Origin of the sequence: Frateuria terrea (assembly GCF_900115705.1) — a bacterium.
In the GTDB taxonomy this organism is placed as follows: Bacteria; Pseudomonadota; Gammaproteobacteria; order Xanthomonadales; family Rhodanobacteraceae; genus Frateuria_A; species Frateuria_A terrea.
The window spans coordinates 445,659-465,048 of the sequence record NZ_FOXL01000003.1 but is presented as its reverse complement, the minus strand read 5'-3'; the positions used below and the strand labels follow the sequence as shown (position 1 = coordinate 465,048).

Below are 19,390 nucleotides of genomic sequence, written 5' to 3'. Positions count from 1 at the left end.
CTGCGGGAGAGGGGTTGGGGACAGGGTCCGCTATCGCCGGATGGCTCGCTGCGCCCGAACCCTCATCCGCCTGTCGGCACCCGCAGGGAGAGTGGGAACAGCCGCGCCTACGGCCAGGCCGCGATCAGCAGCAGCACGAAGCCGGCCACCGCGATCAGCGCATGCACCACCACCAGCCACTTGGGCAGCGCCAAACGCTTCCAGTGGTAACCCAGGTTCATCGCAATGCCGCCGGCGGCGGCAAGCAGGAACAGCAGCAGGCCCAGCTGCGCCATTCCCGGCAAGCCCACGATGAAGTAGTCGTAGACCAGCAGGGTGACTGCGGCGCCGGCGATGAAGCCGTGCCCCATCGCCAGCCAGGTCGGCGGATGCGGCTTGCCGGCGAAGCGGATGCCGGCCATCAGCAGGCCGCCCAGCGCGGTCAGTGCCAGCAGTACCAACGCGGTACGCATGCTCAACATGGGTTCCATGGCCTGCCCTCCTTGCCCGTCCCGAAGAGGATCGTCGAAACGCCCTCGTGATGCGCGCGTCAGGCCGAGAGCGGCGTGCGCTCGAAATAGCGCCCGGGCGATTGCCCGAAGCTGCGCCGGAACATCGCCACGAAGGCACTGACGCTGGCGTAGCCCAGTGCATCGGCGACCTGGCCAACCGCGGTGCCGTCGGCCAGCAGTTCCAGCGCGTGGCCCAGCCGCGCCTGTCGCCGCCACTGCGCGAAGCTGGTGCCGGTCTCGCGGCGGAACAGGCGGCTCAGGTTGCGTGCGGACAGGCCGGCCCAGGCGGCCCAGTCCTCCAGGCTGCGGTCTTCCTGCGGACGCTCCAGTACCGCATGCGCGATGCGCAGTACGCGCCGATCGCTGGGCAGGTTCAGTTGCGGCGGCAGTTGCGGTGCGCGGCGCAGCTCGTCCAGCAACACCATCAGCAGGCGCTCCTGCCGTTCGTCCAGTTCGTCGCGCATGGTCCATTCGGAGGCACGCAGCACCAACGCGCGCATCAGGTCGTTGGCGCCCAGCACGCAGGTGTGGTCGGGCAGGCCGGCGGCCGCCTGCGGTGCCACGAATACGCCCCAGCCGCACAGCGCCGAGGACATGCGCACGGTGTGCGGTTCGCCCGGCGGCATCCAGCCGACCCGCTGCGGCGGCAACGCCCAGGCGCCCTCGCGCGTGCGGATACTGACCATGCCGCGCTCGACGTAGAAGAACTGCCCGCGCACGTGGGTGTGCCAGTCGCTTTCCTCGACATGCGGCTGGTGGCCGCCGGAGCCGTCGACCAGGAAGGCGATCAAGGGCGGGCCACCGGCGTTCTCGATGCGCTCGAACATGGCATCGGCGTGGGACATGGCAGCTTCTCGATAAAACTTGACCGAATGACGATAACGCGCCACTGCGGTCGATACTAGCCTGATCTCCCCGACGTCCTGGATGCGCACGTCCGCGCATCACGAGGAGAACCCCAATGTCCCGTCCGACCAGGAACCTGCCCACCGAGCAGGCACTGCCGCGTTTCGTCGAGTGCGCCCGGCGCATGCTCGATCCGGTCACGCCCGAACCACTGCGCCGCGAGCTGGAGCCGCAACTGCTGCAGCTGCTGCCGGTGGTGCAGGCGCTCGGCCTGTTCGAGCTGTTCGAGGTGCGCGACCGTGCGCTGGCTGCGCTGCTGCGCGACGAGATGGCGGCGCGCCGTGGGCTCTACGCGGCTGCTTGAGGAACGCCGGTCAGGCAGGTACGGCTACCGGCTCCAGTTCCGCCGCGACGCGCGCGAAGCTGGCCGCGGTGGCGGCGTCCTGCGGCACGAAGAAGAACCCGGTAGCGCCGTCCGCACGGCCATCGCGCAGCGGCATGCGCACCGAATGCGCGCGCACGTCGCCGAATCGCGGATGGAAGAAGTGCGCGGTCCAGGTGCTCAACGGCGCCACCTGCTGGCGCTGCCACAACTCAACGAATTCCTGGCTTGCCCGGGTGAGCGCCTCGATCAGCTGGTCGAAGCGCGGATCGTCCGGATGCGCCGCGTGGTTGACGCGGAAGATGCCCAGCAGGTTGAGCATGCCCGGCTCGAAGCAGGGTGCGTACAACCGCCGCCGCGCCGGGTTCATGAACGCGTTCCACAAGTGGTTGTGCGCCAGCGGCCCGTTGAACTCGCCGAAGTCGTACAACTGCTGCGCCATGCGGTTCCAGGCGAGCACGTCGAACACCGGGTCGATCACGAAGGCGGGCGCGCGGTACAGCTCGAGCATGTCCTGCATGGCTGTGGGCAGCACCGGCTGTGCGGCCGACGGCTCGGTCCGCGGCACGCCGGCCAGGGCGAACAGGTAGGCCTCGTCGGTGGCGTCCAGCGCCAGTGCGCGGGCGATGCGGCTCAGCGCGGCGGCCGAGACGTTGATGGCCCGGCCTTGCTCCAGCCAGGTGTACCAGGTGACGCCGACCGCGGCGAGCGTGGCGACCTCTTCGCGGCGAAGGCCTGGCGTGAGGCGCCGCCCGCGCGGCAGCCCGGCCGCTTCCGGTGCCAGCGCCGCACGCCGCGCACGCAGGAAGGCCTTCAGCTCGGAGCGCTGCCGGGTCGGTTCCATGGACGGTCTCAGCAGGAAAGTGGTCGGAATGCCCGAGGCCAGCGGACCCAGGGCAATCTCGTTCGGGGTGGTAGTGAGAGTACCAGCAGTACCGGCTGCCTTCCGCCAGCACGTGCTGGCGGCGTACGGTTGACGCTCCCCCCGTACCGTACCGCGCGCAATGCGTGGATCGATGCCGGCCACGCGAAGCCGGCATGTCACGCCGAGGCCTTGCCCGGCGTCCTCGCCTATGCAGACAAGACCAAGGAGCATGCCGATGCCGTTGCTTCCCGTTTCCGTCCCGGTGCCCGATACCGACGCGCTCACCGACTTCGTGGTGCATGCGCAGCTGATGCTGGACCCGGCCACCCCCGAGCCGTTGAGGTGCGAGGCCGAGCCGCGCCTGCTTGCACAACTGCCGACCCTGCATGCATTGGGTGTGTTCGAACTGTTCTCGATCCGCGATCCGGCGTTGGCCGCGCTGGTGCGCGACGAGCTGGCCACGCTGCGGGCCGCCTAAACCTTTGCCGAGTCAATGATGGCTATCGCGATATTTGCCTTGACAAATATTCGCTCGGCAATAGAATGCGCGGCATGGTTACCGACCCCCTCGCTACTGCCAGTCCGCAGGAAAGCCTCGGCGTCCTGCTCGGCCTGGTGCGCTCGGAGATCGTGCGCGCGATGGAGGCCGAGCTGGCGGCCCTGGGCGTCGACCTGCGCTTTACCCAGTTCCTGATCCTCAAGCGGCTGGCCCGGCTCGGCCCGATGACGGCTTCGGAGCTCGCCCGCGGGGTCGAGCTCGATGGTGGCGCCATGACCCGCCAGCTCGACCAGCTCGAAGGCAAGGGCTACCTGCGACGCTGCCCGCACGAACAGGACCGGCGCGCGCTGCGCATCGAACTGACCGACCAGGGCACGTCGTTGTGGCAGCAGCTGACCGACTGCAACGAGCGCGTGCTGGAGGCGGCACAGCGTTCGCTCAGCGAGGCCGAGCGCAAGCGGCTGCACGACTACCTGACGCGTGTACTGCACGCGTTGCGCGACAAAGACTGACCCTCACCCGGAACCCGAACACCATGCGTCTGCAATCCCTTGCGGCGGCTACCGCACTGACCCTCGTTCTGGCCGGCTGCGCCAGCAGCGGTGGCCTGCATCCGGACGGCAAGCTGCTCGATCCGTCCGCGCTCAAGGCCCAGCGCGGCATCGTCGAAGGCACGCCCACGCCGGCCACCTGGCCCAGCCAGGCGTGGTGGAGCGGCCTGGGCGATCCGCAGCTCGATGCACTCATCCAGGAAGCGCTGGCCGGCAATCCCGGCCTGGCCGCGGCCGACGCGCGCGCCCGCGGGGCACAGGCGGCGGCCGGTTATGCCGATGCCGCGCGCAAGCCGCAGCTGGGCCTTGGCGCCAGCGTGGCCGGCGCCAAGCCGCCGGCGGGCCTGCTCGGTGACAACGCGCACTTCTCGATCGCCAAGTTCGGCTACCTCAGCTTCAACTGGGGCCTGGACCTGTGGGGCGGCCAGCGCGCCGCGTGGGAAGCCGCGCTGGGCCAGGCGCGCGCCGCCGAGGTCGAAGCGCGCGCGGCGCGCATCGAATTGTCGGGCAACGTCGCCCGCGCCTACGCGCAGTTGGGCTATGCCTTCGACCAGCACGACCTGGCGCAGGCCGAGCTCGATCGCGCCGGCAAGGCGCGCGAACTCACCGCGCAGCGCGTGCGCGCCGGCCTCGACAGCCAGCTGCAGCTCAAGCAGGGCGACGGCGAAGTGGCCAGCGCCGAACAGCAGCTGGCTGTCGCCCAGCGCGCCATCGATGCTGCGCGCTCGGCGCTCTCGGTGCTGCTCGGCAAGGGTCCGGATCGCGGCCTGGACATCGCACGGCCGCAGCCGCTGGCGCCCGAAGCGCTCGCCGTACCGTCGGACCTGCCGGTCGAACTGCTCGGCCACCGCGCCGACCTGGTCGCCGCGCGCTGGCGCGTCGAAGCAAGCAGCCACGACATTGCCGCGGCCAAGACCGAGTTCCTGCCCAACGTGAAGCTTGGCGCCATGGCTGGCCTGCTGAGCATGGGCGGCAATCCGCTGCTGCGCGCGTCCTCGCTGTTCTACCAGGTCGGTCCCTCGCTCAGCCTGCCGATCTTCGACGGCGGCCGCCTGCGCGCCAACCTCGCCGGCAAGGACGCGCAGTACGACCTGGCCGTGGCGCAGTACAACCAGACGCTGGTCGGCGCGCTCAACGAGGTCGCCGACGACTACGCCGCGCAGCAGTCGCTGACCGACCAGGTCGCCGCGCAACAGCGCGCGCTGGATGCTGCCAGCGATGCCTGGCGCCTGGCCGAGCAGCGCTACCGCGCCGGCGTGGGCAGCTACCTGGAGGCACTCAGCGTGCGTCAGCAGCTGCTCGTCGCCGAACAGCGCATGGCCGCGCTCAAGGCACAACAGGTCGACCTTTCCATCCAGCTGATCCAGGCCCTCGGCGGTGGTTATCGCCCGGACGCCATGCATCAGACCGCTTCGAAACCCTCCATCCCCGCTCATTCCTGAAGGCTCCCTATGTCCAGCCAGCCTGCTTCCCAACCGAACGGCGCACCGGCGCCCGCCGCGAAAAACAAGCGCGGTTTCCTGCTGCGCGCGCTCGGCGTGGTGGTGCTGCTCGCCCTGATCGGCTGGGGCCTGTGGTACTACTTCGACGGCCGCTGGTACGAAGGCACCGATGACGCCTACGTGTCCGGCAATATCGTGCAGATCACCCCGCAGATCCCCGGCACCGTGGTTTCGATCGGCGCGGACGACGGCGATCGCGTCAGGGCCGGCCAGGTGTTGATCAAGCTCGACCAGAGCAACGCCGACGTGGCGCTGGCCGAGGCCAAGGCGAACCTCGCGGGCACCGTGCGCAAGGTGCGCGGCCTGTACAGCACCGTCAGCGGTGCACAGGCCGACGTGGCCGCCCGCAAGGTGGCGGTGGCCAAGGCGCAGGCCGACTACAACCGTCGCCGCGACCTGGCCAAGTCCGGCGCCATCTCCGCCGAGGAACTGGCGCACGCTCGCGACGAGCTGACCGCCGCGCAGAGCGCGCTGACCGCCGCCACGCAGCAGTACCAGACCAGCAAGGTGCTGGTCGACGATACCGTGGTCGCCTCGCATCCGGACGTCCAGACGGCCGCGGCGAAGCTGCGTGCCGCCTTCCTTGACGACCTGCGCACCACCATCGTTGCGCCGGTCGATGGCTACGTCGCCAAGCGCGCGGTCCAGCTGGGCCAGCGCGTCGCCCCGGGCACGCCGCTGATGGCGGTGGTGCCGCTGCACGAGGCGTGGATCGACGCCAACTTCAAGGAAACCCAGCTCACCCACATGCGGATCGGCCAGCCGGTGGAGATCCATGCCGACGTCTACGGCGGCGACGTGACCTACAAGGGCATGGTCGAGAGCCTGGGCGTGGGCACCGGCAGCGCGTTCTCGCTGTTGCCGGCGCAGAATGCCACCGGCAACTGGATCAAGATCGTGCAGCGCGTACCGGTGCGAGTCGTGTTCACTGACCCGGGCCAGCTGGACAAGCATCCGCTGCGCATCGGCCTGTCCACCGACGTCACCGTCGACCTGCACAACCAGCAGGGCGCGATGCTGGCGCCCGAGCCACCGACCAAGCCGGCCTTCAGCACCGAGGTGTACCAGAAGCAGCTCGAGCGGGCCGATGGCCTGATCGCACAGATCATCCACGCGAACATGGCCGGCAACGGCAAGGCCGACAGCGGCAAGTAAGCGACAGCTCCCTCCCTCGCGCACGGGGGAGGGTTGGGTGGGGTCGGCGTCGCGCGATCCGTCCAGCCCCCTCCAGCCTTCCCTGCCTGCAGGGGAGGCGCCAACCACAGATACCGACGCAGCCCATGAGCAGCCAATACCGTCCACCCAGCATGGCGATCACCACGGTCGGCATCTCGCTGGCCACCTTCATGCAGGTGCTGGACACCACCATCGCCAATGTGTCGCTGCCGACCATCGCCGGCAACCTCGGCGTGAGCGTCAATCAGAGCACCTGGGTGATCACCTCGTTCGCCGTGAGCATGGCGATCTCGCTGCCGCTGACCGGCTTCCTCACCCGCCGCTTCGGCGAGGTGAAGCTGTTCATCTGGTCGACCCTGCTGTTCGCGCTGACCTCGTTCCTGTGCGGCGTGTCGCAGAGCATGGGCATGCTGATCGCGTTCCGCGCGATCCAGGGCGCGGTGGCAGGCCCTATGTACCCGATCACGCAGAGCCTGCTGATCTCGATCTACCCGCCGGCCAAGCGCGGCATGGCGCTGGCGCTGCTGGCGATGGTCACGGTGGTGGCGCCGATCGCCGGCCCGATCCTGGGCGGCTGGATCACCGACAACTACTCATGGCCGTGGATCTTCTTCATCAACGTGCCCATCGGCATCTTCGCCAGCATGGTGGTGGGCAACCAGATGCGCGGTCGCGTGGACAAGACCGAGCGGCCCAAGATCGACTACGTGGGCCTGATCACGCTGATCATCGGCGTGGGCGCGCTGCAGGTGGTGCTCGACAAGGGCAACGACGAGGACTGGTTCAATTCGACCTTCATCATCGTCACCAGCATCGTCTCGGCGATCGCCATCGCGATCTTCCTGATCTGGGAATTGACCGACAAGGATCCGATCGTCGACCTGAAGCTGTTCCGCCACCGCAACTTCACCTACGGCACGATCGCGCTGGTCCTGGCCTACGCGGCGTTCTTCGCGATGAGCCTGCTGATGCCGCTGTGGCTGCAGCGCAACCTCGGCTACACCTCGACCTGGGCCGGCTTTGCCACGGCGCCGATCGGCGTGCTGCCGGTGATGCTGACCTTCTTCGTGGGCAAGTTCGCACCCAAGTTCGACCTGCGCGCGGTGGCATCGATCGCCTTCATCGTGCTGGGCGTGACCTGCTTCATGCGCTCGGATTTCTACATCGGCGTCGACTTCTACCACGTGGCGCTGGTGCAGCTGATCCAGGGCCTGGGCGTGGCGTTGTTCTTCATGCCGATCCTGACCATCCTGCTGTCGGACCTGCAGCAGAACGAGATCGCCTCCGGCTCGGGCCTGGCCACCTTTCTGCGCACGCTGGGCGGCAGCTTCTCCGCCTCGATCACCACGCTGTTCTGGGAACGCCGCGCAGTAGCCCACCATGAGCAGCTGGTCGAGCACGTGACCGCATACGATCCGACGACCCGCGCGGCGATGGGATCGATGGGCGATCCGCAGACCGCCGCGGCGATGATCAACCAGATGGCCACCCAGCAGGGCTACCAGATCTCCTTCAACGAGGTCTTCCACGTGCTCGGCTGGGTCTTCTGCAGCCTGGTTCTGGTGATATGGCTGACCCGGCCGCCGTTCCTTGCCAAGGCCGGCCCGGCAGCGAGCGGCGGACACTGAAAGAGAAGGCGCCCTCGGGCGCCTTCCTGTCTATCAGAGGTCGAAACCCACGCCGACCAGCGCCATCGTTTCGCCGCGGTTGGGCCCATTGAGGCCGCCGTTGGAAACGTGGCGGATCTGCAGGCTCAGGTGCTCGCCCTGCCAGCCCACCGTGCTGACGAACTGGTAATGGCTCGACAGCGCCTGGGTGGTGTGGTTGATGCCGGCCAGCTGGAAGCTGAAGAACAGCGCGCGGTACCAGGCATCCGGTGCGCCGTAGTGGAACCGTGCGCCGGCGGCCAGCAGCGCCACCGATTGGCTGGTGCCGTATTCCGATGGGCGATAGCGGTTGAGGTCGCGGCGGTCGATCCAGCCGGCCGAAACGTCGGGCGACCAGTCCAGCCGGCTCTGGCCGATGGCGTGCGGCGCGAAGGTGGCTTCGACGAAGGCGGCATTGGCGCCATGGGCGTCCATGTAGCTGCGTCCGCCCTGCAGTTCCAGGTGCGCGGCGGCGGCGGGCAGGGCGGTGGTGGCAAGCAGCAGTGCCAGCGCACTGCGCAGACGCGAAAAGGCATGAGGCATGGGGAAGCCTTCCAGGGGGGAGTTTGTGTACTCGATAGTTTACTTTATCTCGTGGCGACGTGAGTGCTCATTGCATGGTGGCGAACGCAGTGTCGCGCGCATGGCAAAAAACCCGGCCGGAGCCAGGTTTCTTCGTGCACCGTTGCACCGTGGGGTCAGTCAGGTTTTCTGCCGGTGCCGAGCGTCGGGCTGTCCAGGTTGAGCGAAGCGGCCTCCAGCCGCACCGCCTGCGGATGGGCCCTGCGCAGCGCCGCGTCGAACTGGGCCGCGTCGCCGACCACGACCACGTGGCTCGAGTCCGGATCCAGGTGGGCGCGGGCGTAGGTCTGCACCTGCGCTGGCGTTACCGCCTGCACGCGGTCGATGTAGCGGCCGATCTCGGCCAGGTCCACGCCATAGGTGGCCAGCTCTTCCAGCTGGCCGGCCAGACCGGCGGTGGTTTCCAGGCTGCGGCCGTAGCCGCCGATCAGGGTCGCCTTGCGTGCCGCCAGCTCGTCGGGCGGCACCGGCACCTGGCCCAGGCGCGCGAATTCACCCAACATGAGGTCGACCACCTGCGCCGCGGAGGGGTTCTTGGTCTGCGCCGACGCGAGCCAGAGGCCGGTGCCACGGCGGCCGTCAAGGTCGCTGCCGGCACCGTAGGAAAGCCCGCGCTTGATGCGAATCTCCTCGTTCAGCCGCGACGAATAGGAGCCGCCCAGCACGGCGTTGGCGACCGTGCCGACGTAGAACTCCGCGTCCTTGCGCGGCGGTGCCGCATGCGCGGCCACCACGCCGGCCTGGCCGGCACCGGGCTGGTCGACCAGCAGCACCGGCGGCAACACGCCCTTGCCCTTGCCGGGCGGCAGCGGGGCCAGCGGCGCCGGAGGGCGGGCCCAGTTGCCGAAGCTCTGCCGCGCCAGCTCGCGCGCCTGTGCCGGCGCGATGTCGCCGGTGAGGATCAGCACGGCATCGTCAGGCCGGTAGATGGCCGCGTGCATGCGTTGCACGTCGACGCGTCCGATCGCCTTGAGCGACGCGGGCGTGCCGGCGGAGGCATGGCCGTAGGCGCCCTCGCCGAACACGGCGCGGCTGGCGGCCAGCGCAGCCAGCCGGGTCGGCCGGCTGAGGACCAGGTGCAGGTCGTCCAGCGCCTGGGCGCGTGCGCGCTCGAGTTCCGGTGCGGCGAAGTCGGGCTGGCGCGTCACCTGCGCCAGCAGTGCCAGCGCGGCCGGCAGCCTGGGCGTGGTCACGGTGATGCCGACGTTGCTGTGATCCCAGCCGGCCTCGGCGTCCAGCGAGCCGCCCAGTGCTTCGGCTGCTGCGGCGATCTGCGGCGCGCTGCGGCCGGCCGCACCACGGGTGAGCAGGGTCGCGGTGAGCTGGGCCAGCCCTGCCTTGCCCTGCGGATCCATGGCGCTGCCCTGGCGGAGCAACAGCTCGGCGGTGACCAGGGGCAGGCCGTCGCGCTGGATGCTGATCACCTCCAGGCCGTTGGGCAGGAGCTGGCTCGACGGCGTGGGCAGCGACAGCGTGGGCGCAGGCCCCGGGGGCGGCGGCGCAGTAGGGAAATCGACGGCGGCCGCGGTTCCGGCGCAAAACAAGGCGGCCGTAAAGACGGCCAGGCGCGTACGGGTCAGGCGGTTCATCGGGCAACTCCCTGGAGTTCGCCGGCGGCCTTGGCCTGCGGCAGGTAGTCGATGGTGACGCTGTGTGCGCCGGTCACGTATCGCCTGAGCACGCGCTGCACGTCGGCCGCGCTGACACGCTGGAGTGCGACCAGGTCGCCGTTGATGCGCGCCGGATCGCCCTCGATCAGCGCCGCCTGACCCAGTCCGAACGCCTTGCCCTGGGCCGTCTGGCGACCCTTGATCTCGCTGGTGAGCAGCTGCGTCTTGACCTTGTCCAGTTCGGCGGCCGGGATCGGCTGGCTGGCGAGCCTGGCGATTTCGGCGAGCAGCAGCTTCTCCGCCTCGGCCGGCTTGTGGCCGCTGGCGAGGATGGCGTAGGCGACGAACAATCCCGGCCCGACCCGCGCATCGACCTGGGCGCCCGCCTGTTGTGCGACCTGCGCGCGGTACACCAGCGCCTGGTAGAGGCGCGAGGACTCGCCCTGCGAGAGCAGCGCCGACGCCACCTGCAGGGGTACCGTGTCGGCGTCGCGCGCGGGCGGGATCAGCCAGCTGATCGCCAGCGCCGGCAGCGGCGCGCTGGCGCTGGTCTCGGTGTAACGCTTGTCCTGCGTGCGTACCGGCTCCTGCACGGTCACCTGCGGGACCGGCGCGGCCGGCTTGGGGATCCAGCCGAAGTAGCGGTCGACCCAGGCATCGAGCTGCCTGGGGTCAAAGTCGCCGGCGACGATCAGGGTGGCGTTGTCCGGCCGGTAGAAGGTGCGGTGGAAGTCGATCACGTTCTGCAGCGACGCCGCTTCCAGGTTCTCGATGCTGCCGATGGTCGGGCGCTTGTACGGGTGCACCGTGAACGAGTGCGGGTCGATCGAGTTGAACAGCTTGCCGTACGGGTTGGCCAGCACGCTCTGGCGGTATTCCTCCTCCACCACGGCGCGCTCGGACCTGAAGTTCTTCTCGTCCACGTTGAGGTTCGAGAGCCGCTCGGCTTCGGCCCACAGCAGCGTCTGCAGGTAGTTGCTGGGGATCACCTCGTAGTAGTTGGTGATGTCGTCGCCGGTGGACGCATTGTTGGCCCCGCCGACGTCCTCGGTGAGCCGGTCCATCTGCTCGGCGTGCATGTGCGCGGTGCTCTTGAACATCAGGTGTTCGAACAGGTGGGCGAAGCCAGAGCGGCCCTGCGGATCGTCCTTGGAGCCGACGTGGTACCAGACCTGCACGGTCACGGTGGGGCTGGCATGGTCTTCGATGCTGAGCACTTCCAGTCCGTTGGGCAGCGTGCGCTGGTGGTACTGCACCGGCGGCACCGCCAGTTCGGCCGCCTTCAGCGGCATGCCTGCCGCGAGGGCGAGCAGGGGAATGGCGGCCAGCCAGCTGGCCCGGCGCATGCGCATGGGTCGATCCCTCCCTTGGAAAGAGATCGCACCATAGCAAGGGGTTCGCGGCTTCGGATGCAGGACTGATGGGCCAGGGCGGCCCCGCTGCTTGACGGCCAGTTTAATCCGGGTAAATTACGCGCCCGCCCATTCGGTTTTCAGCATGCATCCGCACGCCAGCATGGCCTGCACCGCTTTCGACGGCCACCACCTGCTCGCCTCCGGCACCTGCGTCGAGGTGGCGCTGGCGGTCAAGCGCGCGCTCGACGCCGGCGCCGCCGGCCCCGTGCAGGTGTTCGACGACCGCAGCGGCCGCCCGGTCGAATTCGACCTGCGCGGCGACGAGGCCGAAGTGCTCGCCCGCCTGCAGCCCCCGCCCGCCGCGCCGCGCGGGCCCGGCCGCCCACGGCTGGGCGTGATGCCGCGCGAGGTGACCCTGCTGCCGCGCCATTGGGATTGGCTGGCCGGACAACCCGGCGGCGCCTCGGCGGTGCTGCGTCGGCTGGTCGAGCAGGCGATCCGCGAGGGCGGCTCTGCGCAGCGTGCGCAAGAAGCGTCCGAGGCGGTCGACCATTTCATGCGGGCGATGACCGGCCACCTGCCCGGCCACGAGGAAGCCAGTCGTGCCTTCTGGCGCGGCGAACGCAAGCATTTCACCCGGCTCACCGGCAGCTGGCCGGGGGACGTGCGCGACCACCTGCGCCGCCTGGCCGCCATCGCATGGGACGAGGCCGGCGGCACCCGGCCTGGCTCACCACACACCCCCTGACACCCACCGCGACCGGCGCCGCCACGAGGAACGAGCCATGCAGCCCCCGACGACCAACCACCCGGCAGCGGCGGCGCTCCGCGCCAACCGTGATTTCCGTCTGCTGTTCGCCGGCAGCGCGGTATCGGCGCTGGGCGATCAGTTCACTCTGGTCGCGCTGCCGTGGCTGGTGTTGCGGCTGACCGGCAGCGCGGCAGCGCTGGGCCTGGTGCTGGCCGCGATGGCACTGCCGCGGGCGATCCTGATGCTCGTCGGCGGTGCGCTGGTGGACCGGATGTCGGCGCGGTGCATCCTGCTGCTGGCGCGCGGCGTGAACGCGGTACTGGTCGCGCTGCTGGCCGGCCTGGTGCTGGCTGGCGGCATCGGCATGCCGGCGGTGTACACCATCGCACTGGGCATCGGCGTGGCCACCGCCTTCGCCTACCCCGCCGGCTCGGCCCTGCTGCCGCAAGTGGTGGTGCCGGCACAGTTGTCCTCGGCCAACGCGCTCTTCATGGGGATGCGCCAGCTGAGTCTGTTCGTGGGCCCGGCGCTCGCCGGTCTGGTCATCGGCACGCATGCGGGCCATGGCACCGACGAGGCGCGGCGGCTAGGTCTGGCGTTCGCCATCGACGCGGCCAGCTTTCTCGTTTCGCTGGGTTCGCTGTGGCTGATCCGCGGTGCCGCCCAGGGCCAGTCGCGCCCACGCATGAACGGCGTGCTGGCCGACGTGGCCGCGGGCGTGCGCCACGTCTGGGCCGACCTGCCGCTGCGGGCGTTCATGCTCTATGCGGCGGTGGTCACCGCGTTCGTCGGCGGGCCGATCCAGGTCGGCCTGCCGGTGCTGGCCAATAGCCGGCTGGATCTGGGCGCCGCCTCGCTCGGCCTGCTGATGACCGCCAACGGCGGTGGCATGCTGGTCGGCGGCTTCCTCTCGCGCGTGGTGGCGCGTGCGGCGAGCGGGCGATTGGGCGTGCTGGTGCTGTGCATGGACACGCTCGCCGGCCTGGCCCTGGCAGCGCTCGCGCTGGTGCACAGCACGCTGCACGGCGCGTGGTTGCTGGCTGGCGTGGGCGTACTGGCCGGTATCGCGCAGATTGCTGTCGTCAGCTGGATCCAGCAGCGCGTGCCACCGGTCCTGATGGGCCGCACCATGAGCCTGTTGATGTTCACCTTCATGGGCATCGGGCCGATGTCCGCAGCCGTGGCCGGCAGCTTGCTCAAGGTGGTATCGCTCGGCACGCTGTTCGCCGGCGCGGGCCTGAGCCTGAGCGCGATCGCCCTCGGTTGCCTGGCCAGTCCGGCGCTGCGGGCGATCGGCTCGGCGCGCGCGGACGGCGCGCCGGCCTGAATCCTCAGCTGGCGGTCTGCTGCCTGCCCAGCGCCTTGAGCCGCTTCTTCTCCTCGCGGCGCTGGCGCCGGGCGGCTTTGCGGATATTGCGGTCATAGCCCCACAGGTAGATCGCCGGCGTGCTGAGCAGGGTCAGCAGCTGCGACACCAGTAGGCCACCGACGATCGCGATGCCCAGCGGCTGGCGCATCTCCGAACCGATGCCGAAGCCGATCGCCAGCGGCAGCGCCGCGCCCATCGCCACCAGCGTGGTCATGGTGATCGGGCGGAAGCGCACCAGCGCGGCCTCGCGGATCGCGTCGGGCGGTGGGAGGCTGCGCTCGCGCTGGGCGACCAGCGCGAAGTCGACCATCAGGATCGCGTTCTTCTTGACGATGCCGATCAGCATCAGGATCGCGATGATCGCCATCAGCGAGAGCTGCGTCTGCGTCACCAGCATGGCCAGGAACGCGCCCATGCCGGCCGCCGGCAAGGTCGAGAGGATGGTCAGCGGATGGCCCAGGCTCTCGTAGAGGATGCCCAGCACGATGTACATGGCCACGATCGAGGCCAGCAGCAGGATCATGCCGTTGGACTTGGCCTGCTGCAGCTGCTGGTTGGTGCCGGTGAAGTCCACCCGCATGCCGTCGGGCAGGTGCACCGCAAAGGCCGCCTGCTCAACCAGCTTGACCCCCGTCTGCTGGTCCACGCCCTTGGCCAGGTTGTAGGTGACCGTCGCCGCCTCGAGCTGGTTGTGGTGGCGGATGCGCATCGGCGCGATGTTCGGCTCGATCTTCGCCAGCGCCGAGAGCGGGATCATCTGGCCCTTGCTGTTGCGCACGCGGATGTTCAGCAGTGATTGCGGGCTGATGGTTTCGGCACGCGCCGAAGTCAGCACGACGCGATACTGGTTGATGTCCGAATAGATCACCGACACCGGGTTCTGCCCGAACGAGTTGTACAGCGCCGAGTCGACGTCGCCCAGGCTTACGTGAAGGCGGCCGGCGGCCTCGCGGTCGACTTTCAGGAGCTGCTGCTTGCCGGCCTGGTCAAAGTCGCTGCCGACGTCGCGGAACTCTTTCATGTCGCGCAGCCGGTGAACCATCCTGAGCGTCCACGGCTGCAGATCCTCACCGTTGTCGCTGACCAGCTGGAATTCGTACTGGCCGCCCTTGTCGCCGCTGCCGCCGCCGCCGAGGAACTGCGCGACGCTGAGTTCGACCTCGACGCCGGACAGCTTGTCCAGCCGCTTGGACAGGCGCTCGACCACTTCCTTGGCACCGGTCTGGCGGTCGCCCGGCTGGTCGCCGCGCGGCTTGAGATCCATGAACATCTGCCCGGAATTGCCGACCGCGCCGGTACCGGCCCCCTGTCCGCCGAGCATGACGAGCATGTCCTCGACGGCCGGGTCTTCCTTGATGATCCGGGCTACCTGCATCACGCGATCGGTAAGCAGCGCGGGCGAGATGTTGGAGTCGGTGGTGACCTGGGCCTGCAGCTGGCCGGTGTCCTCGTCGGGCATGAAGGTGCCGCCGGCGGTCTTGCCTACGGCCACTCCCAGGAGCACGGTCAGGATCAGCAGGATCAGCGGCTGCCAGCGCATCAGCCGGCGATGATGCATCGCCCAGTCCAGCGCGCGCTCGTAGCGGTGCAGCAAGGCACGGTCGAAGTTCTCCACCGCGCGCTCGATCCGCCCTGGCGGCGGCGGGTTGGCCGGCTCGGGCTTGAGCAGGCGCCCGCACAGCGCCGGCGTAAGCGTGAGCGAGACGATCGCCGAAATCACCACCGCGGCCGTCAGCGTCACCGAGAACTCGCGCAGCAGCATCACCAGCATGTTGTTGCCGAACAGCAGCGGCGCGAACACCGCCACCAGCGACAGCGTGATCGACACCACCGTGAAACCGATCTCGCGCACGCCGGTCAGCGCGGCCTGCAGCGGCGGCATGCCGTGCTCCATGTGGCGCACGATGTTCTCGATCACCACGATCGCATCGTCCACCACGAAACCGATGCACAGCACCAGCGCGACCAGTGACAGCGTGTTGAGCGTGTAGCCCAGCGCCCACATCGCCACGAACGCGCCGGCCAGCGACAGCGGCACGCTCAGCGTGGCGATCAGCGTCGGCCGCAGCCGGCGCAGGAACACCAGCATCACCAGCACCACCATCGCGATCGAGATCAGCAGCGCGACCTCGACTTCGTGCAAGGCGGACTTGGTGGTCTGGGTGAGGTCGAACACGGCATTCATCTGCACGTCGGCCGGGATCACCCCGCGCAGCTGCGGCAGCTTGGCGCGGATCGCCTCGACCGTGGCCACCGCATTGGCTTCCGGCCGCTTGCTGATCTGCAGGCCGACCGTGCGCGCGCTGCCGCTGGCATCGGCGAACCAGGCGGCCTGGTATTTGTCCTGCTGGCCGCCGTAGACCTTGGCCACGTCGGACAGGCGCACGGGCACGCCGTGCTTCATGGCGATCAGCAGGCGGGCGAATTCTTCCGGCGTGTGCAGGCCGTCGCTGGCGGTGACGGTCATCTGCGTGCGGCCGTCGCTGAGCGTGCCCTGCGGCGAAGTGACGTTGGCCGCGCGCAAGGCGTTGGCCACGTCGTTGGCGGTCAGGCCCTTCGCGGCCAGCGCATCGGTGTCCAGCTCGATGCGCACCGCGTGCGGCGTGCCGCCGAACACCTGCACCTGGGCCACGCCGGGGATCTGCGCCACCGTCGGCTTGAGCAGGGTGTCGGCGAGGTCGAACAGCTGGTCCTGCGGCATGCCGGAGGAGGTCAGCGTGATGAACAGGATCGGGATCTGCGAGGTGTCGAACTTGAAGTACTGCGGCGGGCCCGGCATGCCCGAGGGCAGGTCCGGCGCCGCCGCGTTGATCGCCGACTGCACGTCGCGCGCGGCGCTGTCGGCCGTACGGTCGAAGGTGAAGCGAACCATCACCGAGGCTTCGCCTTCGCGGGCGTTGCCGTACATCTCGTCTACCCCGGGGATGCGTCCCAGGTGTCGTTCGAGCGGCGCCAGGATGGTGCTGGCCATGGTCTGCGCGCTGGCGCCGGGTTGGCTGGCCACCACGTAGACGCCGGGGAAATCCAGCGACGGCAGCGCCGCCACGCCCAGCAGCAGGTAGGCCCAGAAGCCGGCCAGGGTCAGGCCCAGAGCGAGCAGCGAGGTGCCGATCGGGCGACGGATCAGGGGAGCGAAGATGTTCACGGGGCGTCCGTACCGCGGGGAAGCTGCGCGGCAAGCGCCGCGTCGGGGTGGCTAGCGTAGCGCGTGGTCGCAGCGAGGTTTGTGGGCCAGAGGATGGGCAGGGTCATGCCGCACGTTATGCCCCGCCCGTGCAATCGAGGATGTGCCTGAAGTCCGGCCCCTGCCGAAAGGCAGGGCCGGAAAAGCGGCCGATCGGCGTGGCAGTGGCTGAGCGGGAACTCATCCCCCGGGCGTGTAACGCACCGTCAGGTACCAGCTGCGTCCCGGCTGGTTGAAGTAGTACACCGTCTCGTAGCGGCGGTCGAACACGTTGGCCAGGCGGGCCTCGAGCTGCCAGTCGCGTGCGAAGGCGTAGCTGGCACGCAGGTCGGTGGTCGCGTAGCCGCCCAGGCGGTGCAGGTTGGCCAGGTCGTCGTAGCGCGCTCCGGCCGCAAGCACGGTGGTGCCCAGGCCGAAGGCACCGAAGCGCCGGTCCAGTTCAACCCGCGCGGTGCGCTCGGGGCGGCGCGGCAACAGGTGGCCGTCGTTGGTGCTGCCATCGTGGTTCCTCGGGCGTTGCAGGGTCAGGTAACCCTCCACCCGCCAGCCGCCGAGCGTCGTACCGGCCTGCGCCTCCAGCCCGCGGATGCGGGCGCGGCTGATGTTGCGCGGGAAGTAGTTGGCATCCAGCGAGATCAGCTGGTCGATGGTGGTCTGGTAGGCGTTGAGCGCCCAATGCCAGCCGGCCTGCTGCTGCGAAAGGCCCAGCTCGGCGCTGCGCGAGGTTTCCGGCTTGAGATCCGGGTTGCCGCTGCCGTAGGGGTAATACAGGTCGTTGAAGGTCGGCGCGTGGAAGGCGCTGCCCCAACTGGCCGACAGTTTCAGGCCGTGGTCGAACGCATAGCCCCACGCGGCGGCGCCGGTGGTATGGCCACCGAACTGCTGGTTGTCGTCGCGGCGCAGCGACAGCTGCATCTGCTGGCGGCCGAAGCTGCCTTGATACTGCACGTAGCCGCCGGTGTCGTCGCGGCTGTCGGCGAGGTAGCCGGTGTCGCTGGACAGGTGCTCCTGTTGCCAGTCGACGCCGAGCGTGAACAGCTGGTTGTCCGCCAGCGCCAGGTCGTTCTGCCAGGAAGCCTCGTTGCGCCGCGAGTTGCCGTAGCGCACGAACGTGCCGTCATTGTAGGTGCGTTGCTGGTCCAGGCTTTGTCCGGCCGCCAGGGTCACCTTCCAGGCCGACAGCGGGTCGAAAACCAACCGCGCGCCGGCGACCTGCTGCAGGTTGTGGTGCTGGTTGCCGTACGGGGCGCCGTCGAACTCGACCCGGCTGTCGCTGCGTAGCCAGCTGGCGGCGAGTTCCGTGCCGTCGTCCCAGCGGTAGCCGGCATTGGCCAGCGCATTGCGGTTGCGGTAGGCGTCCGCATCCGGCTCGTCTGCGAAGCAGCCGGCGAAGGCCTCAGCCGCGCCGACCCGGCAGGCGTTGATGCCGCGGGTGTACTGGCCGCCCAGGCTCAGGTTGTACCAGGCATGTGCATCGCCACCTGCCAGACCGACCTGGCCGTCGGCGTAGCCACGACTACCCGTGCCCAGCCGCAGCGAGGGCGCCAAGCCACCGTTGCGCGGCCCATGCCGCGTGAAGATCTGGATCACGCCACCGATGGCGTCGGCGCCATACAGGCTTGAGCGAGGCCCGCGCACTACTTCGATGCGCTCGATCTGGTCGAGCGGCAACTGGTCGAAGGCCGGAATGCCCGCGCTCACCGTGCCGACCCGTACGCCATCGATCAGCAGCAACGTGTGCGAGGAATTGGTGCCGCGCAGGAACAGCGAGCTCTGCTGGCCCAGCCCGCCGGACTGGACGAAGCTCACCCCGGGCAGGCCCTGCAGCAGGTCGATCAACGACACCGGCTGCAGGCGGTCGATGTCCTCGCGGGTGATCACGGTGACGGACGACAGCGCGTCGTCCACCGTTATTGCCGTACGCGTTGCGGTGACGATCACCGGGGCCAGCGCGGCCGTGTCGGTCGCGTCCGCCGCCAGTGCGGCGAACGTGCTGCCGCACAGTGCGGCGGCGAGCAGGGTCTTCTTCATATGTGTGCGTTCCTCGGCCGCGCGCCCACGCACGGCCATGCGATGGATGAACTGGCCGATCGCGGCGAAAGGAAGGGGGAACGACGGGCAGGCGCGGGCCATGCACGAGGTCCGGCCCGCCCACCGCAGGTCCACCAGGCAACGCTTCGGGCCGGTCTCCGGGCTCGCGGGCGCAGGCCGGGGCCTGCCGGGGCGGTGCCTTCCCATGCGCGTGGCACAGTGGCTTGGGGCCGTCCCTTGACTCGCTTACCGTTGCGGGGGCAGCGCCGGCCTGGTCGTGCATCGCACAACGCACCGGCTTCCCGTTTCATCCCTCCGGCTGAACGCCGTGGGACACCCGAAACGTCGCGGATCTTACCTAAAAGCTGGCCGCGTTTGGTTTTTTTCTGCAGATCCGTCCTTGCGGAGCGCAAGATTTTTCTTTGCTGCAATTGCTAAGAAAAAGTTGACATTGCGTTACGCATGGCGGTAGGTTGCCTCAGCGAATCATCGTGATTGCGTGGTTTGCGGGCGACGAATGGAACGCTTGGGGCGAGACCGGCGAACGGTA

Annotated in this window: 16 protein-coding genes and 1 riboswitch; of the genes, 8 read left to right on the top strand and 8 right to left on the bottom strand. The window is 69.1% G+C overall.

The features are described from left to right. Nucleotides 1-107 precede the first annotated feature (107 nt). Both BMZ38_RS05910 and BMZ38_RS05905 read right to left on the bottom strand, forming a co-directional pair. Complete coding sequence (locus tag BMZ38_RS05910; protein WP_091335287.1) at nt 108-470, bottom strand: hypothetical protein; 363 nt, start codon at nt 468-470, stop codon at nt 108-110. 59 nt (nt 471-529) lie between these two features. Then, a complete protein-coding gene (locus tag BMZ38_RS05905) occupies nt 530-1,336 on the bottom strand; it encodes an AraC family transcriptional regulator (protein WP_091335285.1) in 807 nt (268 codons plus the stop codon). A gap of 116 nt (nt 1,337-1,452) precedes the next feature. Here BMZ38_RS05905 and BMZ38_RS05900 point away from each other — a divergent pair, with 116 nt between their 5' ends. Next, the gene (locus tag BMZ38_RS05900) at nt 1,453-1,701 is read left to right on the top strand and encodes a hypothetical protein (protein ID WP_091335284.1); all 249 of its coding nucleotides are present in this window, start codon (nt 1,453-1,455) and stop codon (nt 1,699-1,701) included. 10 nt (nt 1,702-1,711) lie between these two features. Here the strand turns inward: BMZ38_RS05900 and BMZ38_RS05895 are convergent, their stop codons facing one another. Beyond that, complete coding sequence (locus tag BMZ38_RS05895) at nt 1,712-2,563, bottom strand: helix-turn-helix transcriptional regulator (RefSeq protein ID WP_091335282.1); 852 nt, start codon at nt 2,561-2,563, stop codon at nt 1,712-1,714. A 256-nt stretch (nt 2,564-2,819) separates the two neighbouring features. Here BMZ38_RS05895 and BMZ38_RS05890 point away from each other — a divergent pair, with 256 nt between their 5' ends. The 5 genes from BMZ38_RS05890 to BMZ38_RS05870 all read left to right on the top strand — a co-directional run bounded on the left by BMZ38_RS05890 (nt 2,820) and on the right by BMZ38_RS05870 (nt 7,940). Next, on the top strand, nt 2,820-3,062 hold the full coding sequence (locus tag BMZ38_RS05890; protein WP_091335280.1) for a hypothetical protein: 243 nt from the start codon (nt 2,820-2,822) through the stop codon (nt 3,060-3,062). A gap of 74 nt (nt 3,063-3,136) precedes the next feature. Beyond that, nucleotides 3,137-3,595, top strand: coding sequence for a MarR family winged helix-turn-helix transcriptional regulator (locus BMZ38_RS05885; RefSeq protein WP_091335665.1), 459 nt, complete (start codon nt 3,137-3,139; stop codon nt 3,593-3,595). A gap of 23 nt (nt 3,596-3,618) precedes the next feature. Continuing rightward, nucleotides 3,619-5,076 carry an efflux transporter outer membrane subunit gene (locus BMZ38_RS05880; protein ID WP_091335278.1) on the top strand — a complete coding sequence of 486 codons (1,458 nt, stop codon included), beginning with the start codon at nt 3,619-3,621 and terminating at the stop codon, nt 5,074-5,076. Nucleotides 5,077-5,085: 9 nt separating this feature from the next. Further along, nucleotides 5,086-6,291 carry an HlyD/EmrA/EmrK family protein gene (locus BMZ38_RS05875; RefSeq protein ID WP_091335276.1) on the top strand — a complete coding sequence of 402 codons (1,206 nt, stop codon included), beginning with the start codon at nt 5,086-5,088 and terminating at the stop codon, nt 6,289-6,291. 125 nt (nt 6,292-6,416) lie between these two features. Continuing rightward, complete coding sequence (locus tag BMZ38_RS05870; protein ID WP_091335274.1) at nt 6,417-7,940, top strand: DHA2 family efflux MFS transporter permease subunit; 1,524 nt, start codon at nt 6,417-6,419, stop codon at nt 7,938-7,940. Nucleotides 7,941-7,973: 33 nt separating this feature from the next. Here BMZ38_RS05870 and BMZ38_RS05865 read toward each other — a convergent pair whose 3' ends face one another. From BMZ38_RS05865 to BMZ38_RS05855, 3 genes are all read right to left on the bottom strand, one after another. Continuing rightward, nucleotides 7,974-8,501, bottom strand: coding sequence for an acyloxyacyl hydrolase (locus BMZ38_RS05865; protein WP_245747193.1), 528 nt, complete (start codon nt 8,499-8,501; stop codon nt 7,974-7,976). A 155-nt stretch (nt 8,502-8,656) separates the two neighbouring features. Continuing rightward, a complete protein-coding gene (locus BMZ38_RS05860; protein WP_091335272.1) occupies nt 8,657-10,129 on the bottom strand; it encodes a M16 family metallopeptidase in 1,473 nt (490 codons plus the stop codon). After that, the gene (locus tag BMZ38_RS05855; protein WP_091335271.1) at nt 10,126-11,502 is read right to left on the bottom strand and encodes a M16 family metallopeptidase; all 1,377 of its coding nucleotides are present in this window, start codon (nt 11,500-11,502) and stop codon (nt 10,126-10,128) included. Before BMZ38_RS05855 ends, BMZ38_RS05860 begins: the two co-directional genes overlap by 4 nt. A gap of 145 nt (nt 11,503-11,647) precedes the next feature. Between BMZ38_RS05855 and BMZ38_RS05850 the strand changes: the two genes are divergently transcribed. Together BMZ38_RS05850 and BMZ38_RS05845 are read left to right on the top strand one after the other, a co-directional pair. Then, nucleotides 11,648-12,253 (top strand): DUF2239 family protein, encoded by a 606-nt coding sequence (locus BMZ38_RS05850; RefSeq protein ID WP_091335269.1) that lies wholly within the window; start codon nt 11,648-11,650, stop codon nt 12,251-12,253. Between the two features lie 37 nt (nt 12,254-12,290). Next, nucleotides 12,291-13,583: an MFS transporter gene (locus tag BMZ38_RS05845; protein WP_091335267.1), complete on the top strand. Its 1,293-nt coding sequence runs from the start codon at nt 12,291-12,293 to the stop codon at nt 13,581-13,583. 4 nt (nt 13,584-13,587) lie between these two features. Here the strand turns inward: BMZ38_RS05845 and BMZ38_RS05840 are convergent, their stop codons facing one another. Both BMZ38_RS05840 and btuB read right to left on the bottom strand, forming a co-directional pair. Further along, nucleotides 13,588-16,770, bottom strand: a complete 3,183-nt coding sequence (locus BMZ38_RS05840) for an efflux RND transporter permease subunit (RefSeq protein WP_091335266.1) — start codon at nt 16,768-16,770, stop codon at nt 13,588-13,590. A 219-nt stretch (nt 16,771-16,989) separates the two neighbouring features. Further along, nucleotides 16,990-18,840: a TonB-dependent vitamin B12 receptor gene (gene btuB / locus BMZ38_RS05835; RefSeq protein ID WP_091335662.1), complete on the bottom strand. Its 1,851-nt coding sequence runs from the start codon at nt 18,838-18,840 to the stop codon at nt 16,990-16,992. A gap of 132 nt (nt 18,841-18,972) precedes the next feature. Beyond that, a riboswitch (cobalamin riboswitch) is annotated at nt 18,973-19,196 on the bottom strand. Between the last annotated feature and the right edge of the window lie 194 nt (nt 19,197-19,390).

Bases quoted from the DNA above. Each gene is read 5' to 3' on its own strand.
- BMZ38_RS05900 (WP_091335284.1), top strand. From the start codon at position 1,453: ATGTCCCGTCCGACCAGGAACCTGCCCACCGAGCAGGCACTGCCGCGT.
- BMZ38_RS05850 (WP_091335269.1), top strand. From the start codon at position 11,648: ATGCATCCGCACGCCAGCATGGCCTGCACCGCTTTCGACGGCCACCAC.
- BMZ38_RS05845 (WP_091335267.1), top strand. From the start codon at position 12,291: ATGCAGCCCCCGACGACCAACCACCCGGCAGCGGCGGCGCTCCGCGCC.
- BMZ38_RS05895 (WP_091335282.1), bottom strand. From the start codon at position 2,563: ATGGAACCGACCCGGCAGCGCTCCGAGCTGAAGGCCTTCCTGCGTGCG.
- BMZ38_RS05885 (WP_091335665.1), top strand. From the start codon at position 3,137: ATGGTTACCGACCCCCTCGCTACTGCCAGTCCGCAGGAAAGCCTCGGC.
- BMZ38_RS05910 (WP_091335287.1), bottom strand. From the start codon at position 470: ATGGAACCCATGTTGAGCATGCGTACCGCGTTGGTACTGCTGGCACTG.
- BMZ38_RS05870 (WP_091335274.1), top strand. From the start codon at position 6,417: ATGAGCAGCCAATACCGTCCACCCAGCATGGCGATCACCACGGTCGGC.
- BMZ38_RS05860 (WP_091335272.1), bottom strand. From the start codon at position 10,129: ATGAACCGCCTGACCCGTACGCGCCTGGCCGTCTTTACGGCCGCCTTG.
- BMZ38_RS05905 (WP_091335285.1), bottom strand. From the start codon at position 1,336: ATGTCCCACGCCGATGCCATGTTCGAGCGCATCGAGAACGCCGGTGGC.
- BMZ38_RS05855 (WP_091335271.1), bottom strand. From the start codon at position 11,502: ATGCGCATGCGCCGGGCCAGCTGGCTGGCCGCCATTCCCCTGCTCGCC.
- BMZ38_RS05880 (WP_091335278.1), top strand. From the start codon at position 3,619: ATGCGTCTGCAATCCCTTGCGGCGGCTACCGCACTGACCCTCGTTCTG.
- BMZ38_RS05865 (WP_245747193.1), bottom strand. From the start codon at position 8,501: ATGCCTCATGCCTTTTCGCGTCTGCGCAGTGCGCTGGCACTGCTGCTT.
- btuB (WP_091335662.1), bottom strand. From the start codon at position 18,840: ATGAAGAAGACCCTGCTCGCCGCCGCACTGTGCGGCAGCACGTTCGCC.
- BMZ38_RS05890 (WP_091335280.1), top strand. From the start codon at position 2,820: ATGCCGTTGCTTCCCGTTTCCGTCCCGGTGCCCGATACCGACGCGCTC.
- BMZ38_RS05875 (WP_091335276.1), top strand. From the start codon at position 5,086: ATGTCCAGCCAGCCTGCTTCCCAACCGAACGGCGCACCGGCGCCCGCC.